This is a genomic window from Rhizobium pisi (assembly GCF_003938655.1).
In the GTDB taxonomy this organism is placed as follows: domain Bacteria; phylum Pseudomonadota; class Alphaproteobacteria; order Rhizobiales; family Rhizobiaceae; genus Rhizobium; species Rhizobium pisi.
On sequence record NZ_RJJT01000014.1, the window covers coordinates 31278 to 46482 of the forward strand.

Sequence of the window (15205 nt, forward strand, 5' to 3'; positions counted from 1 at the left end):
GAAGCCTAGAGGTGCTGGCCGGAAAGGCGCTTGCGGTGCAGCTCTTCGGCGTTCGGCAATGCATCCTTCGGCAGGCCGAAGATCTGGCCGGGGCGGATGCGATCCGGATCGACGATCTTGTCCTCGTTGGCGATGTAGATCGTCGTATAGCGAACGCCGAGGCCATAGGTGCGGCGCGAAATCTGCCACAGGGTGTCGCCGCGGCGAATGATGACCGCCGCGTTGTTTGCCGTCAGCGGCGCTTGCTCGATCGTCTTCGGCTCGTTGCTGGCCGCCTCATTTGCAGCCGGTGCCGCCGGCGCAGGTGTCGCGGTGAGTTCGGCGATGATTGCGCCGAGCTGGTCGAGCGAAGCGCCGACCGATTTCTCATCCCTGGGCAGACCCTGTATCAGTTTCAGCGCTTTGGCGGCGGTCTGCGAGGCCGAGCCGGAGGCTTGCTTGAAGGCGTCGGAGGCATCGACCGCCGGGCGGAAGTCCGCGACCGAGCGTAGCGCGAATTCCGTTGCCGAGCGTGCTGCCGCAAGCTGTTCGGCGCCGGGTTGCTTGCCGTCGGCAAACAGCCCCTTCAGCAGACCGAAGGCCTTGCCGGCCTCGGCCTTGCGTTTGCCGAGCTCGCCTTCGTCAAGCGGCACGAGCGAAGAGCCGCTGCTTGCCTCGGCTGGAACGGATTGCGCGGCAACCCTTATCTGATCGCCCGCCGGGCGGTTGAAGTTCACCGAAGCGCGCACGATCACCTTGCCGGCGGGATCGACGACATCGACGCGAATCTTGTGGTCGCCGACCGAGAGCGCCACGACGCCGTCGATGACGAAATGGCCGTCGGAGCCGGCCGTGTCCTGGCCGACGAGGCTGTCGTCGGCATAACCGATAACCTTAGCGTTGGAGCGTGTCGTTCCGGCAATGAAGATCTTGTTGCCTTCGATCTCGACGGCATTGACCATCACATCGGGCGCGACTGTCTTGTCGGGTGCGGCCGTGCCGGGAATGGTGGGCTGGGCGTTGCCCGAGGAGGCATCGGGCAGGCCCGGCGTCTGCAGTGCCAGTTCGCCGGTCGGTGCAGGCGCAGCCGAGGTTTCCCTCGTTGCCGGCTTGTCCGCAGGCGGCGACGCCGGATTGGAGGCGTCGGCGACTTCGGTTCCGCCCTTCGGCGCGGTGATGATGCGGCTCGCCGCGCCGGGTTTGGAAACCATGGCAAGCAGGTTGGCGCCATTGCCGTCCTTCGGCACGGAAATGGTCGCGACCTCTTCGGAAAGCGTGCTCTTGCCGTCTTTGCCGGTGAACTTGAGCACAAGCTGGTGGTCGCCCGCCGGAAGCGGATCGTCAAGCACGGCAGCGAAATCGCCGCTCGCATCGACATTGGCCGTGGTCACCACCTTTTCGCCGTCGAGCACCTCGAGCTTGCCGTTCGGTTCGGCCGAGCCGGCAATCACGGTCGAGCCGTCGGGCTCGACGCGTAGCACGTCGAAGGCCGGAAGCTTCGGGCCGGCATCCTTCGCTGCCGCAGCCGCTGCGGCAGGTTCGGGCGCGCCGGCCAGCGCGGCCTCGGCCTTGGCGATCGCGGCAAGCGCATCGGCGACATTCTCAGGCAGCGACTGCACGATGGCAAGCGCCTTGGTCGCGCCGTCCTTGGCCTTCGCGGCAAGGGTCTGGGTCGTGGGATCGAGCCCTTCGGGGATTATGAAATCGGCTAGCGTCTTCAACGCGCCCACTGCCTTGGTCTTGGAGGCGGTGAGCACGTCCGCAGTGGGCCCCTTGCCGTCGGCAAACAGTGTCCTGAGTTCGCTGAGTGAAGTGCCCGCACTGGCGGTGAGGCGGCTCACCTGATCGGCAACCGCAGCCGAGTCGGCTACAGCGGAGCGCGATGTCTTTGCCGACTCGTTAACCGTGTTCTTGAGGTCCGTGCTCGCCTGGTTGATGGCGTCGCCGACTTTGGCTGCATCCCCGCCGATGCGCGGCATGACGAAAAACACCATCAGTAAGATTGCGATTACGAGGACTGCAAGGGCCAGCAAGCCGGCACGGTTCTTCATCATTATGTCTCCCAAGGCGGCAATTTGCCGTAGTAACCAAAATTGCTAGCGATTCCCGTTGCTTTCCACAAGCATTCAAAGCAATTAGGCAAGCTAGGCACGCTGCTTTTCACTCAATTTTCTTGACTGCATTGAAATGGAATAGTTGTTTTGCCCTCATGACCGAACAATCTGTATCGATTCGATCCATCTGCGTTTACTGCGGCTCCAGGCCGGGACGCGATCCCTCTCACATGGCGGCCGGGCGTGCTCTCGGAAGAGAGATCGCCGAATACGGCCTGCGCCTCGTCTATGGCGGGGGAACCAAAGGCATCATGGGCGCGGTTGCCAGCGGGACGCTTTCAGGCGGCGGTCAGGTCACAGGCATCATTCCCGAGTTCCTGATCGACATGGAAGCGACTCGCCACTCGCTCGGTCAGCTGAACGAACTTATTGTAACCCCTGACATGCACGCGCGCAAACACACGATGTTCGAGCGCTCCGATGCCTTCGTAGCACTACCCGGCGGCATCGGCACGCTGGAGGAGATCGTTGAGATCATGACCTGGGCGCAGCTCGGCCGCCACGAGAAGCCGATGGTTTTTGCCAACATCAACGGCTTCTGGGATCCGATGATGGAACTGATGCGCCATATGACCGATGAAGGCTTCCTGCACACCGCCCACCGGGTGCAGCCGCTAATCGTCGACGAGGTCTCCGGCATCATTCCGGCAATCATGGCCCAGGCCGCCCAGCTTGCTGCCGATCGTGACGGCGAGGACGAGGTGATTTCGAAGATGTAGGCGGGCTGGTGACGACCCGCGGCTTCAGCGCCCGCGGCTTGTCCGCAGCATCGACCAGCTATAGAGGAACAGCCCCGCCCAGATCAGCGGGAAGGCGATCATGCGCGCTGTGCCGAGTGGCTCGTGGAAGGCGAAGACGGCGATCAGGAAGATCATCGTCGGCGCGATATACTGCATGATACCGATCGTCGAGAGCTTCAGAAGCTTGGCGCCGTTTGCGTAGATCATCAGCGGCACGGCGGTGATGAGGCCGCAGCCGAGCAGCAAGGCCGTGTCGGCAAAGCCGGTGCGATAGAGATGGCCTTGGCCGCTGCCGAATTCGAGATAAAGGATGTAGAGGAGGGCCGGTCCGCTGAGGAGCAGCACTTCGAGGAAGAACCCCTGGTTCGGCCCGAGCGGCAGCGTCTTGCGGAACAGGGCGTAGAAACCCCAGGAGATCGCCAGCGTCAGCGCCACCCACGGAATGCCGCCGCTATCGAATGCGAGAACGACGACGGCGAGCGCTGCAAGCGCGATCGCCGCGATTTGCAGCGACTGCAGCTTCTCCTTGAGGAGAACCGATCCCAGGAAGATGCTGAACAGCGGATTGATGAAATAGCCGAGTGCCGCATCGAGCGAATGGCCGGCGCCGATCGCCCAGACGTATGTGCCCCAATTGACGGTGATCAGCGATGCCGTCAGCGCCGCCATCGCCAGCATGCGCGGCGAGCGGAGTGCTGTGCGGATATCCCCAGTGCGTCCGAGCACGATCAGCACGATGCCAGCCAGCGGCAGCGACCAGACGATGCGGTGCGCAATCACCTCGGCCGGCGAAATATGCGCCAGCGCCTTCATGTAGATCGGCAGGAAGCCCCAGAGCAGATAGGCCGTGAGCGCGAAGGCGAAACCGCGCGGACTGTCTTCGTTCTTAGCCAACGGAACGGATGCATCGGTCGACATCGAGTGTTTCCATCTTTGTTCTTCTTCTGATCCGGCCTAGCTTAAGCGCCGTGAATAGGCCAATTCATTTCGTTGAATGAAGGGTAAGAGGATCTGAAGCGGAACGAGGCGATGGCGGCAAAGGTCGGCATCACCCTCCCACGCGGAACCGGCGGAACAGACTTATTCCGCCGCGATCTTGCCCGCCAGCTGCCGGTTCTTCATCAGCTTGTAGATGACCGAATCCATCAGCGCCTGGAACGAGGCGTCGATGATGTTCTCGGAAACGCCGACCGTCCACCAGCGCACACCATCGCTGTCGGTAGATTCGATCAGCACGCGGGTGATGGCCTCCGTGCCGCCATTGAGGATACGCACCTTGAAATCGGCGAGCACCAGATCGTCGATTTCATGCTGGTACTTGCCGAAATCCTTGCGCAGCGCGAGGTCGAGCGCGTTGACCGGGCCTTCGGCATCGGCAACCGACATCAGCGTCTGGCCGTCGATGGTGATCTTGACCACCGCCTCGGAGACGATCTTCACACGGCCGAGACTGTCGAAGCGGCGCTCGATCATGACGCGGAAGCCTTCGATGGTGAAGAATTCGGGGATCGTGCCGAGCGTGCGGCGCGCCAAGAGCTCGAAGCTCGCATCCGCTCCCTCATAGGCATATCCGATCGATTCACGTTCCTTGACGATCGAGATCAACAGATCGAGCTTCGGATCGTCCTTGGCGACGATGATGCCGCGCCGCTTCAGCGCATTGATGAAATTCGCCTTGCCGCCCTGGTCTGAAACCATGACCTTGCGGAAATTGCCGACGCTTTCGGGCGGCACATGTTCATAGGTGCGCGGGTCCTTGATCAGCGCGGAAGCGTGGATGCCGGCCTTGGTGGCAAAGGCGGAGGCGCCGACATAAGGCATCTGGTGGTCCGGCGAGCGGTTGAGCAGCTCGTCGAAAGCATGCGAGAGCCGGGTGAGGTTGAGCAGCCGCTCCTCGTCGATCGCTGTTTCGAAGCGTGTATTGTAGGCACTCTTCAGCGCGAGAGTCGGGATCAACGTCACCAGATTGGCATTGCCGCAGCGCTCGCCGATACCGTTCAGCGTGCCTTGGATCTGCCTGGCGCCTGCTTCGACGGCAGCGAGCGAATTGGCGACCGCCTGGCCGGTATCGTTATGCGCATGAATACCAAGACAGCGGCCGGGAACGCCCGCGGCGATCACCGCCTCGACGATGGCGCGCACCTCCGGCGGCTGCGCGCCGCCATTGGTGTCGCAGAGCACGACCCAGCGCGCGCCACTCTCATAGGCCGTCTTGGCGCAGGCGAGCGCATAGGCTGGATTGGCCTTGAAACCGTCGAAGAAATGCTCGCAATCGACAATCGCCTCCTTGCCTGCGCCGACCGCCGCCTTGACGCTTTCGGCGATGCATTCGAGGTTTTCTTCGTTGGTGCAGCCGAGTGCGACTGCGACATGGTAGTCCCAGCTCTTGGCGACGAAGCAGATAGCGTCGCTTTTTGCCTGCAGCAGCCCGGCAATGCCGGGATCGTTGGAGACCGAAACGCCCGCCCGCTTCGTCATGCCGAAGGCGACGAAGGCGGCCTGGCTGGTGCGCTTCTCGCTGAAGAAGGCGGTATCGGTCGGATTTGCACCGGGATATCCGCCCTCGACGTAGTCGATGCCGAACTCGTCCAGCATGGCGGCGATCGCAATCTTGTCCTCGACCGAGAAGTCGATTCCGGGCGTCTGCTGCCCGTCCCGGAGCGTCGTGTCGAAGAGGTAGATGCGTTCTTTCATGTCGTTTCCTCCCGCCAAGCGGGTTGTTATGGAGTGCGGATGAGGGGCTGCCCCGACACCAACAATCAGTTTTGCTTCCCGGCAAACTTGTCCGTCGCCCGGATCAGCCGATCGAGAATCCCGGGCTCCGAATAGGCATGGCCCGCACCTTCGATCAGGTGAAACTCAGCCTTCGGCCAGGCCTTGTGCAGCAGCCAGGCGTATTTTGCCGGGCAGGGCATGTCGTAGCGTCCATGCACGATGACACCTGGGATGTCCTTGAGCCTTCCGGCATCGCGGATCAGCTGCCCTTCGTCCATCCAGCCGGCATTGACGAAGAAATGGTTCTCAATGCGCGCGAATGCGTAGGCGAATTCCGGCTCCTCGAACTTGCCGCTCGTGGAAGGTTCCGGCAGAAGGGTGATCGTTTCGCCCTCCCAGATGCTCCAGGCCTGCGCGGCCTCCAGGCGCACGTTCCTGTCTTCGTGCGTCAGGCGGCGATGATAGGCATGCATCATCTCATGCCGCTCGGCAGGCGGAATGGGAGCGATGAAGCGCTCCCACTTGTCAGGAAACATTTCCGAGACGCCGAACTGATAGTACCAGTCGAGCTCGGCTTTGGTCAGCGTATAGATGCCGCGCAGGATGAGCTCGGACACGTGCTCCGGATGCGTCTCGGCATAGGCGAGCGCCAGCGTCGAACCCCAGGAGCCGCCGAACACCTGCCATGTGCCGACGCCGGCCATTTCACGCAGCCGCTCGATATCGGCGACGAGGTGCCAAGTCGTATTGGCGTTGAGCTCCGCATGCGGCGTCGACCTGCCGCAACCGCGCTGGTCGAAGAGCATGACATCGTAGAGAGCCGGATCGAAAAGCCGGCGATGCGCCGGCGAGATGCCGCCGCCCGGGCCGCCATGCAGGAAGACGGCAGGCTTGGCGCCCGGCGTTCCCGAGCGCTCCCAATAGATCACGTGACCATCGCCGACATCGAGATGGCCGGAGGCATAGGGTTCGATTTCGGGATAGAGCGTGCGTAGCACTTCAGTCATATCTTCACGCCTTTTGCGGGCCAGACGGCCGTATCGTGATCAGGATGCTGGAAGGAGATGATCGCCTCCTGCCGCGCGTAGAAATCCGGGTCCTTGTGAACAGGCGCGTCGAAGATCGTCTCGACCCAGGGCAGGCGGGCATCATAATTGACCTGGATCTGCGGTGCGAGATCGCTGCGGTCGTCGAAGGTGCCGATCGCAAGCTCCAGTCCGCCCGGATGGCGATAAGTCATCGGCGTGCCGCAATCCCCGCAAAAGCCACGCTCGATATTGACGGAGGACTGGAAATAGCTCGGCTCGCCGCGCGTCCATTCCATCCCTTCCTCGGGTGCGGTGACGAGCGCGGAGAAGAAGCCGCCGAACTGTTTCTGGCACATGCGGCAGTGGCAGATCGATGGCCGCCCGAGCTTGCCCGATACGCGAAAGCGCACGGCGCCGCATTGGCAGCCGCCTGTTCTGATCTTATCCGTCATGGGCTTTCTCCGAGTGGCCAGCTTTTCGTGTCGTGATCCGGGTGCTGATGATTGCTTGCCGCGATCGCGTTTTCGCGGTCCGGCGTTTCAGGCTCCGCCTCCACCGGCAGCCCGTCGATGGCGTGAAACCAGGACATCTTGCGTCCGGTGTTGGATTGCATCACGGGCCGGACCGCGTCGGGATCATCCAGTGAGCCGAGGGTGATGTTGATGAAGTCCGTTTCCGGAATATCGTAGAACAGCGGCGTGCCGCAATCGCCGCAGAAGCCGCGCCGCACGAGATCGGAGGAGTGGAACCACTTGGGTTCCCCGCGCGTCAGTTCGAAATCTTTGCGCATGGCCGCTGCCAGCGGCAGGAAATAGTTGCCGGCGGCCTTCTGGCACATGCGGCAATGGCAGATATGCGGATAACCGAGTGCGCCGCGCGCGCGATAACGAACCGCGCCGCACTGGCATCCGCCCGTCTGTGCTGCTGTCTCAGTCACGCGCGATCCTCCGGCGGCCAGACCGACGTATCGTGGTCGGGATGCTGATAGGAAACGAGTTCGTGCAGGAAGGAGCCTGCAGTCAGATCCGCCTCGGTTCGCTCTCCGGGTAGTTCGTGCAGATGATCGACGAAGTCGATCTTGCCCTCCACGCCCCACTGGATGGTGGGCGGCAGTTGTGACGGATCGTCGAAGGCGCCCGCGGCAACAGCCATTCCATCCGGCGCCTCATAAGTCAGCGGCGTGCCGCAGTCGCCGCAGAAACCGCGCTCGACGAAATTGGAAGAGCGGAATTTCTTGGGCTGGCCCCGTGTCCATTCGAAGTCCATCCCGCGCACGGAAACCAGCGGCGCGTAGTAGGCGCCGAACGCCTTCTGGCACATGCGGCAATGACAGATCGAGGAATCCGATGGCGTCCCGCGCACTCGGAACCGGATCGCCCCGCATTGGCAGCCGCCGGTGTATGTATTCATCGACTAGTCCTCCCTTGAGATTCCGGGCTCGGTGCCAAGACCCCTCCCAACCCTCCCCACAAGGGGGAGGGCTCTCTCGTGGCGCTGCCTTCGCTTCCACCTCGAATGTTTGCGGTTGCAGTGAAGTCGCTTCGGAGCCGTGCGGCACAGTGGCCCCTCCCCCTTGTGGGGAGGGGTTGGGGAGGGGTCTTATCCCAATATGCCGCTCTCACCGCTTCAGCTCCCACGTCGTCACACGCTCGCCCGTCACCGCATCCTTGCCGTCTTTCAGCTGGATGCCTTTCGCCGTCAGTTCGTCGCGGATCTTATCGGCCTCAGCGAAGTTCTTCGCCTTCAGCATTTCGAGACGTATGGCGACCAGCGCATCGACTGCGGATGCGACGGCTGCGTCGATTTCCGTCTTTTTCGGCAAGAGACCCAGGAGGGCGGCTGTTGCGGCAAATGCCGCGCCCGCGGCGGGATCGGTATGGGCAGCTTGCGCCAGCGCGTGCAATGCCTGCACCGCCGCGACCGAGTTGAGGTCGTCGGCGAGAGCAGTCAGCACGGTCTCGTCCGGCATGGCATCGCCGGCTTCAGTCACCGGCCATTTGGCGAGCAGACGTTCGGCCTCTTCCAGTCGCTTGATCGAAAAATCGATCGGCTCGCGATAATGCGTCATCAGCATCGCCAGACGCAGCACCTCGCCCGGCCATTTGCGGCCGCCGAAAGTCTGCGTGTGCAGCAACTCGTGGATGGTAACGAAATTGCCTTCGGATTTCGACATCTTGCGGCCTTCGACCTGCACGAAGCCGTTATGCATCCAGACATTCGCCATCACCTCGGTGCCGTGGGCGCAGCGCGACTGAGCGATCTCGTTTTCATGATGCGGGAAGATCAGGTCCAGCCCACCGCCATGAATATCGAAGATATCGCCGAGATAACGCCGGCTCATCGCGGAGCATTCGATATGCCAGCCGGGCCGGCCACGGCCCCACGGGCTTTCCCAGCCGGGCTCGTTGTGGCTCGACAGTTTCCAGAGCACGAAATCGCCAGGGTTCTTCTTGTGCGCATCGACGGCGACACGGGCGCCGGCCTGCTGCTCGTCGAGCGGGCGTTTCGAAAGTTGGCCGTAATCGGCCATGGATTTGGTGTCGAACAGCACTTCGCCTGATGCGACATAGGCATGGCCGTTGCCGATCAGCTTCTCGATGATCTCGATCATCTGCTCGATATTGTCGGTGGCGCGCGGTTCGACATTCGGCTCGAGGCAGCCGAGTTCAGCGACATCGGCGTGAAACTGCGTCTCGGTCTTCTCCGTCACCGCACGAATCGCTTCGTTGAGCGGCAGGCCCGGATGGTCCCTCAGCGCCCGCGCATTGATCTTATCGTCGACGTCGGTAATGTTGCGGGCATAGATGACATGCTGTTCGCCATAGATATGACGCAGCAGGCGGAACAGCACATCGAAGACGATGACCGGCCGGGCATTACCAATATGGGCGTAATCGTAGACCGTCGGGCCGCACACATACATGCGGACGTTTTCGGCATCGATCGGCGAAAACACCGATTTCTCCCGCGTCAGCGTGTTGTACAGCTTCAGTTCCGGCGTGCCGCCCATTTCACTCTCCTAAAATGCACATGCAGAAAAATACCACCACCGGCAGGCCGGGGCGTTTCGCATCTTGGACATTTGGGAGACGAAAACGGCCAGGCCAGCTTTGGGCTAGCGAATAATCTTCCGGCAAATAATGCAGGTAACCGTTTTCATGACGCGTTTTATGGCGCGGGATCGAGGTTTGGTCAAGGGAGTTGCTGAGCCATTTCCAACATTGCCGTTCGCGTCACAGAAACGTCCAGTCGCTCAAGCCGGCAGCCGGTAATCCACCAGCTTGTTCTCGCGCACGATGAACAGCTTGCCGGTCTCGGTCACGCCGGGACCGAGCAGGGGAAGAATGGCCTTTGCCACTTCGGAAGGATGCGGCAGCGTCATCGGGTCTTCGCCGGGAACGGCCTGCGCCCGCATGGCGGTGCGTGTGGCGCCCGGATCGACGCTGGTGATGCGCAGCGGCGTCGATTGGGTCTCGCCGGCCCAAGTGCGCGCCAGCGCTTCAACAGCGGCCTTGGAAGCCGAATAGGCGCTCCAGAAGGGGCGGCACTTGTGTGCGGCGCCCGACGACATGATAACGGCGCGGCCGGCATCCGAGCGTGTCAGCAGCGGATCGACCGAGCGGATGAGACGCCAGGTGGCGTTCACATTAATGTTCATCACCTTTTCGAAGACCTTCGCCTCGATATGGCCGATCGGCGAGATGACGCCGAGCACGCCGGCATTGGCGACGAGAATGTCGAGCTTGCCCCAGCGCTCGAAGATCGAACCGCCGAGACGGTCGATTGCCTCCATGTCGGCGAGATCGAAGGGGACCAGCGTCGCGGAGCCGCCAATGGCCTTGATGGCATCGTCCAGCTCTTCCAGGCCACCGACGGTGCGAGCGCAGGCAATCACATGCGCGCCGGCCTTGGCGAGTTCGAGGGCCGTGAAATAGCCGATGCCGCGCGATGCGCCGGTGACCAGCGCGATCTTGCCTTCAAGATTGATGTTCATCTGTCCCGGTTCCGGATGTACTTGGAAAGGTGAGGGGCGCAATAGGCCCCGCACAAGGGAAAGTCAAAGTGGAAGCGGCTCAGCCGTTGCTGGCAAGCATCGAAATCTTGTTGCCCATGGACTCGCCGTTCTTGTCGAGCAGCCGGGTCGGATAGTCACCGGTGAAATAGTGATCGGTGAATTGCGGGCGGGCCGGGTTGCGATCCTCGCCGCCGACGGCGCGATAAAGACCGTTGATCGACAGGAAGGCGAGCGAATCCGCGCCGATATATTTGGCCATGGCTTCGACGTCGGCATACTGGTTTGCCAGCAGCTTTTCGGCATCGGGCGTGTCGATGCCGTAGAAGTCAGGGAAGAAGATCATCGGGCTTGCAACGCGGACATGGACTTCGCGTGCGCCGGCCTCGCGGATCATCTGCACGATCTTCAGCGAGGTCGTGCCGCGCACGATGGAATCGTCGACCAGCACCACGCGCTTGCCTTCGATCATCGCCCGGTTGGCGGAATGCTTCAGCTTCACGCCGAAGGCGCGGATCTGCTGTGTCGGCTCGATGAAAGTACGGCCGACATAGTGGTTGCGGATGATGCCGTATTCGAAGGGAATTCCGCTTTCCTGCGCGTAGCCGAGAGCAGCAGGCGTGCCGCCATCCGGTACCGGCACGACCACATCCGCATCGACGGGCGATTCTTTGGCGAGGTTCATGCCCATGTTCTTGCGCGTCGTATAAACGTTGCGGCCGCCGACGACCGAGTCCGGCCGGGCGAAATAGACATATTCGAACAGGCAGAGGCGTTCCGGCTGCGGCTTGCTGGGCTTGCGCGCATCGATGCTGATCGACCCGTCAGGCTGGATTTCGCAGATGACGACTTCGCCGTTTTCCACGTCGCGGATGAACTTGGCGCCGATAATGTCGAGCGCGCAGGTTTCCGAGCAGAAGATCGGCTTGCCGTCGAGTTCGCCCATGACCAGCGGGCGGATACCTGTGGGATCACGCGCGGCGATCAGCTTCGTGCGCGTCATGGCAAGCATCGAATAGCCGCCCTCCATCTGGCGAATGGCATCGATGAAGCGATCGGTTGTGGAGGCGTGGCGGGAACGGGCAATGAGGTGGAGGACGACTTCGGTATCGGAGGTCGACTGACAGATGGCGCCGGTCGCGATGATCTGGCGGCGCAGCGTCAGGCCGTTGGTGAAGTTGCCGTTATGGGCAATGGCAATGCCGCCTTCCTCAAGCTCGGCAAAGAGCGGCTGCACGTTGCGCATCGCCACTTCGCCTGTCGTCGAATAGCGCGTATGGCCGATCGACATGCCGCCCGGCAGGCGGGCGAGGGTCACAGGGTTGGTATAGTGGTCGCCGACGAGGCCCATATGGCGCTCCTGGTAGAAGCGCTTGCCATCGAAGGAGACGATGCCTGCCGCTTCCTGCCCGCGATGTTGCAGGGCATGCAGGCCGAGGGCCGTCAGCGCCGCTGCATCAGGATGTCCCAGAATTCCGAAAACGCCGCATTCTTCATGCAGTGTATCTCCGTCGAGCGGATCGTCGGTCGGGAAGGAATGGGACTGGTTCATTTCTGCGGGCCTCTGCTCTCACAAGAATGGATCGGCATTTCCAGAAATAGCTAAGCCCGGCTGAGCTGGAATGCCCGGCCGGACCCTCATTTCACGTCCCGCTCAAATGGCGATTGCCTTAAGGCGGGTCAAGCTCTTGAACACTGTGTCAATTCGCCGGCTGCTGTGCACCGTCGGCAGGCGCGGTCGGCGCGTCTTCCGCCGGAGCCTGATCGGCCGGCGGCGGGGTGGCGCCTTCGCCCTGTGCCTGCGGCTGAAGCTTATCACGGATGCTTGCCGGGATCATCTGGGCAAATTGTTCCGGCAGAACCGATTTCAGCTTCACGACCATCGAATCCAGGAACGGCTTCGACTTCGCGTTATTGACCCAGGCCGGACGGTGGTCGACGTCGACGAGCCAGTTCCAAAAGGCCACAGCGACGACCAGCAGCAGCACGCCGCGCGCTGCCCCGAACAGGAAGCCGAGCGTGCGGTCGAGCGCGCCGACACGGCTGTCGATGATGAAATCGGCGATCTTCATCGTGATGAAGGAGATGACGATGAGCGCGATAAGGAAGACGACCGCTGCCGACCCGACGGTCGCGATGCGGTCGTCATCGGTGTATTTTTTCGCGTAGGGCAGCAGGTAGGGATAGAGGTAATAAGCGGCGGCGGCCGAACCGCCCCAGCTCGCAATCGAAAGGATCTCGCGCGAAAAGCCGCGGACCATCGCCAGCACGGCGGAGAAGAGCACGACGCCGATGACAATACCGTCGAAAATCGTAATGGGCATGTAAATTCAACTCCAGGACTGCCGCTTGGCGGCCGTGTCGTGCCTTATCGTGTGCCTCCTATATCATTACCAATCTTGGCAATGAAAGGATCAAACCTCGTCTTCCACACGCAGCGCTCCCTTCGACCCGGCGATGCGCGCGACCAGATCCGGCAGGCTCTCGACTTCGCTCCAGCGCCCGCCGGAGCCCTTCGGCAATTCGGCGGAGGCGGATGGAAGCAGCGCTGCAGAAAACCCCAGCTTCTCGGCTTCCTTGAGGCGCTGGCCGGTGTGCGCAACCGGCCGGATGGCGCCCGACAGGCTGACTTCGCCGAAATAGACGCAATCGGCGGGAAGGGCAATACCGGCAAGCGAGGAAACGAGCGCCGAGGCGACGGCGAGATCGGCCGCCGGTTCGGAGATGCGGTAACCGCCGGCAACATTGAGGTAGACGTCGTGCTGGCCGAGCCTCACGCCGCAATGGGCTTCCAGCACCGCGAGAATCATCGACAGACGGGCAGAGTCCCAGCCGACCACGGCGCGCCGCGGCGTACCGAGCGAAGTCGGCGCCACCAGCGCCTGCACCTCGACGAGAATGGGGCGGGTGCCCTCCATGCCGGCAAAGACGGCGGCGCCCGGCGATTTTTCGTTGCGCTCGCCGAGGAAGAGCTCCGACGGGTTGGCGACTTCGCGTAAGCCTCCGTCGGACATTTCGAAGACGCCGATCTCGTCGGTCGGGCCGAAGCGGTTCTTGACGGTGCGCAGGATGCGGTAGTGATGCCCGCGATCGCCTTCGAAATAGAGCACGGCATCGACCATGTGCTCGACGACGCGCGGGCCTGCGATCTGCCCGTCCTTGGTCACATGCCCGACGAGCACCATGGCGGCCCCCGTCTGTTTCGCGAAGCGGATCATCGCCTGCACGCCGGTGCGCACCTGCGTCACCGTTCCCGGCGCGGATTCGGCCAGTTCGCTCCACAGCGTCTGGATCGAATCGATAATGACGAGATCCGGCCGCTTGCCCTCGGCGAGCGTCGCCAGAATATCCTCGACATTGGTCTCGGCCGCCAGCATCACGTCGGTATCGGCCGCTGCAAGGCGCTGCGCCCGCAGCCGGACCTGCGCCACGGCTTCCTCGCCGGAGACGTAGATGATCTTGTGGCCACGCCGCGCAAGGGCGGCTGCCGCCTGCATCAGCAAGGTCGATTTGCCGATGCCGGGATCGCCGCCGATCAGCACCGCCGACCCGCGCACGAAGCCGCCGCCGAGCGCCCGGTCGAGTTCCGACATGGCGGTGTGGATGCGCGGCGCTTCTTCGATCTCGCCCGACAGCGCCGTCAGCGCCACCGGCCGGCCCTTCTTCGGCGTCTTGCCCGGACCGGAGCCGATCCCGCCCATCGGGTCTTCTTCGACGATGGTGTTCCACTCGCCGCAGTTCTCGCATTTGCCGGCCCAGCGGTTATGGATCGTGCCGCAATTCTGGCAGATGAATTGTGTCCTGGCCTTCGCCATCAGTTACTCTTTCAGTCCGGGTTCCCGAGTGAAGCAGACACGCCGCTTCATCGAATCATTGTGGTGCTTGAGATAATGGCTATCACGACGGATCAAAACTAATGATTTCCCCATCAGTGCGCCGGTGCCTATCCTTTGTCTCTGCTCATCCGGAACGGTGGAAGATGTTCGATTATTCGCTCACGCATTGGCTTGCATTTCTGTCGGCGGCGGTTTTGCTCAACCTCTCGCCCGGTCCCGACATCGCCTTCATCCTCGGTCACACGATGAAAAGCGGAAAACGCGCCGGTTTTTCCGCATTGTTCGGCGTCTGGTCCGGCGCGTGTCTGCATGTAATGATGGCCGCACTCGGCCTCTCCGCCGTGCTTGCCGCTTCCGCCGCCGCCTTCTCCGCGGTCAAATGGATCGGCGCCGCCTATCTCGTCTGGCTGGGCATCCAGGCGTTGCGCGCCAGCGGCGGGAGTGGCCTGGTAAAAGCTGCCGGCGAAAAAATGCCGATCGCGAAGATCTACCGGCAGGGAATCCTGGTGTCGCTGCTCAATCCGAAAGTGGCGATCTTCTTCCTTGCCTTCCTGCCGCAGTTCGTCGTCGAAGGGGCAGGGCCGACATGGGCCCAGCTCATGCTCCATGGCGGGCTCATTATCGTCGTTGCTGCCTTCATCGAACCGCCGCTCGTCCTGCTCGGAGGGCGGCTTGCCGACGCACTCCGGAACAATCAAAGGATCGGTCTGTGGCTCGATCGTGGTCTGGGCGCGCTTTTCGTGGCGCTCGGCGTCCGCCTTGCTCTCAGCAGCCGCTGATA

14 protein-coding genes are annotated in these 15205 nt (G+C 62.4%); 2 read left to right on the top strand and 12 right to left on the bottom strand.

What is annotated here, in order from left to right:
* Positions 1 to 5: 5 nt before the first annotated feature.
* The gene (locus EFD55_RS20170; RefSeq protein WP_125846807.1) at positions 6 to 2033 is read right to left on the bottom strand and encodes a LysM peptidoglycan-binding domain-containing protein; all 2028 of its coding nucleotides are present in this window, start codon (positions 2031 to 2033) and stop codon (positions 6 to 8) included.
* Positions 2034 to 2188: 155 nt separating this feature from the next.
* Between EFD55_RS20170 and EFD55_RS20175 the strand changes: the two genes are divergently transcribed.
* Positions 2189 to 2812, top strand: a complete 624-nt coding sequence (locus EFD55_RS20175; protein ID WP_125846808.1) for an LOG family protein — start codon at positions 2189 to 2191, stop codon at positions 2810 to 2812.
* 24 nt (positions 2813 to 2836) lie between these two features.
* Here the strand turns inward: EFD55_RS20175 and rarD are convergent, their stop codons facing one another.
* The 11 genes from rarD to radA all read right to left on the bottom strand — a co-directional run bounded on the left by rarD (position 2837) and on the right by radA (position 14403).
* Positions 2837 to 3751 carry an EamA family transporter RarD gene (gene rarD / locus EFD55_RS20180; RefSeq protein WP_125846809.1) on the bottom strand — a complete coding sequence of 305 codons (915 nt, stop codon included), beginning with the start codon at positions 3749 to 3751 and terminating at the stop codon, positions 2837 to 2839.
* A 162-nt stretch (positions 3752 to 3913) separates the two neighbouring features.
* Positions 3914 to 5527 (bottom strand): citramalate synthase, encoded by a 1614-nt coding sequence (cimA, locus tag EFD55_RS20185; RefSeq protein ID WP_125846810.1) that lies wholly within the window; start codon positions 5525 to 5527, stop codon positions 3914 to 3916.
* A 65-nt stretch (positions 5528 to 5592) separates the two neighbouring features.
* Positions 5593 to 6555 carry a prolyl aminopeptidase gene (gene pip / locus EFD55_RS20190; RefSeq protein WP_125846811.1) on the bottom strand — a complete coding sequence of 321 codons (963 nt, stop codon included), beginning with the start codon at positions 6553 to 6555 and terminating at the stop codon, positions 5593 to 5595.
* Complete coding sequence (locus EFD55_RS20195; RefSeq protein ID WP_125846812.1) at positions 6552 to 7028, bottom strand: GFA family protein; 477 nt, start codon at positions 7026 to 7028, stop codon at positions 6552 to 6554. The genes pip and EFD55_RS20195 overlap by 4 nt, the downstream gene beginning before the upstream one ends.
* A complete protein-coding gene (locus EFD55_RS20200; protein ID WP_125846813.1) occupies positions 7025 to 7513 on the bottom strand; it encodes a GFA family protein in 489 nt (162 codons plus the stop codon). The genes EFD55_RS20195 and EFD55_RS20200 overlap by 4 nt, the downstream gene beginning before the upstream one ends.
* Positions 7510 to 7986, bottom strand: coding sequence for a GFA family protein (locus tag EFD55_RS20205; protein ID WP_125846814.1), 477 nt, complete (start codon positions 7984 to 7986; stop codon positions 7510 to 7512). The genes EFD55_RS20200 and EFD55_RS20205 overlap by 4 nt, the downstream gene beginning before the upstream one ends.
* A gap of 208 nt (positions 7987 to 8194) precedes the next feature.
* Entirely contained in the window at positions 8195 to 9586 is a 1392-nt protein-coding gene (gene cysS, locus EFD55_RS20215) for a cysteine--tRNA ligase (protein WP_125846816.1), read from the bottom strand.
* Positions 9587 to 9829: 243 nt separating this feature from the next.
* Positions 9830 to 10570 carry an SDR family NAD(P)-dependent oxidoreductase gene (locus EFD55_RS20220; protein WP_125846817.1) on the bottom strand — a complete coding sequence of 247 codons (741 nt, stop codon included), beginning with the start codon at positions 10568 to 10570 and terminating at the stop codon, positions 9830 to 9832.
* A gap of 79 nt (positions 10571 to 10649) precedes the next feature.
* Positions 10650 to 12140 (bottom strand): amidophosphoribosyltransferase, encoded by a 1491-nt coding sequence (gene purF / locus EFD55_RS20225; protein ID WP_125846818.1) that lies wholly within the window; start codon positions 12138 to 12140, stop codon positions 10650 to 10652.
* Positions 12141 to 12288: 148 nt separating this feature from the next.
* On the bottom strand, positions 12289 to 12912 hold the full coding sequence (locus EFD55_RS20230; protein ID WP_125846819.1) for a CvpA family protein: 624 nt from the start codon (positions 12910 to 12912) through the stop codon (positions 12289 to 12291).
* A gap of 90 nt (positions 12913 to 13002) precedes the next feature.
* Entirely contained in the window at positions 13003 to 14403 is a 1401-nt protein-coding gene (gene radA, locus EFD55_RS20235; protein WP_125846820.1) for a DNA repair protein RadA, read from the bottom strand.
* 164 nt (positions 14404 to 14567) lie between these two features.
* Between radA and EFD55_RS20240 the strand changes: the two genes are divergently transcribed.
* Complete coding sequence (locus EFD55_RS20240; RefSeq protein WP_125846821.1) at positions 14568 to 15203, top strand: LysE family translocator; 636 nt, start codon at positions 14568 to 14570, stop codon at positions 15201 to 15203.
* Positions 15204 to 15205 lie beyond the last annotated feature (2 nt).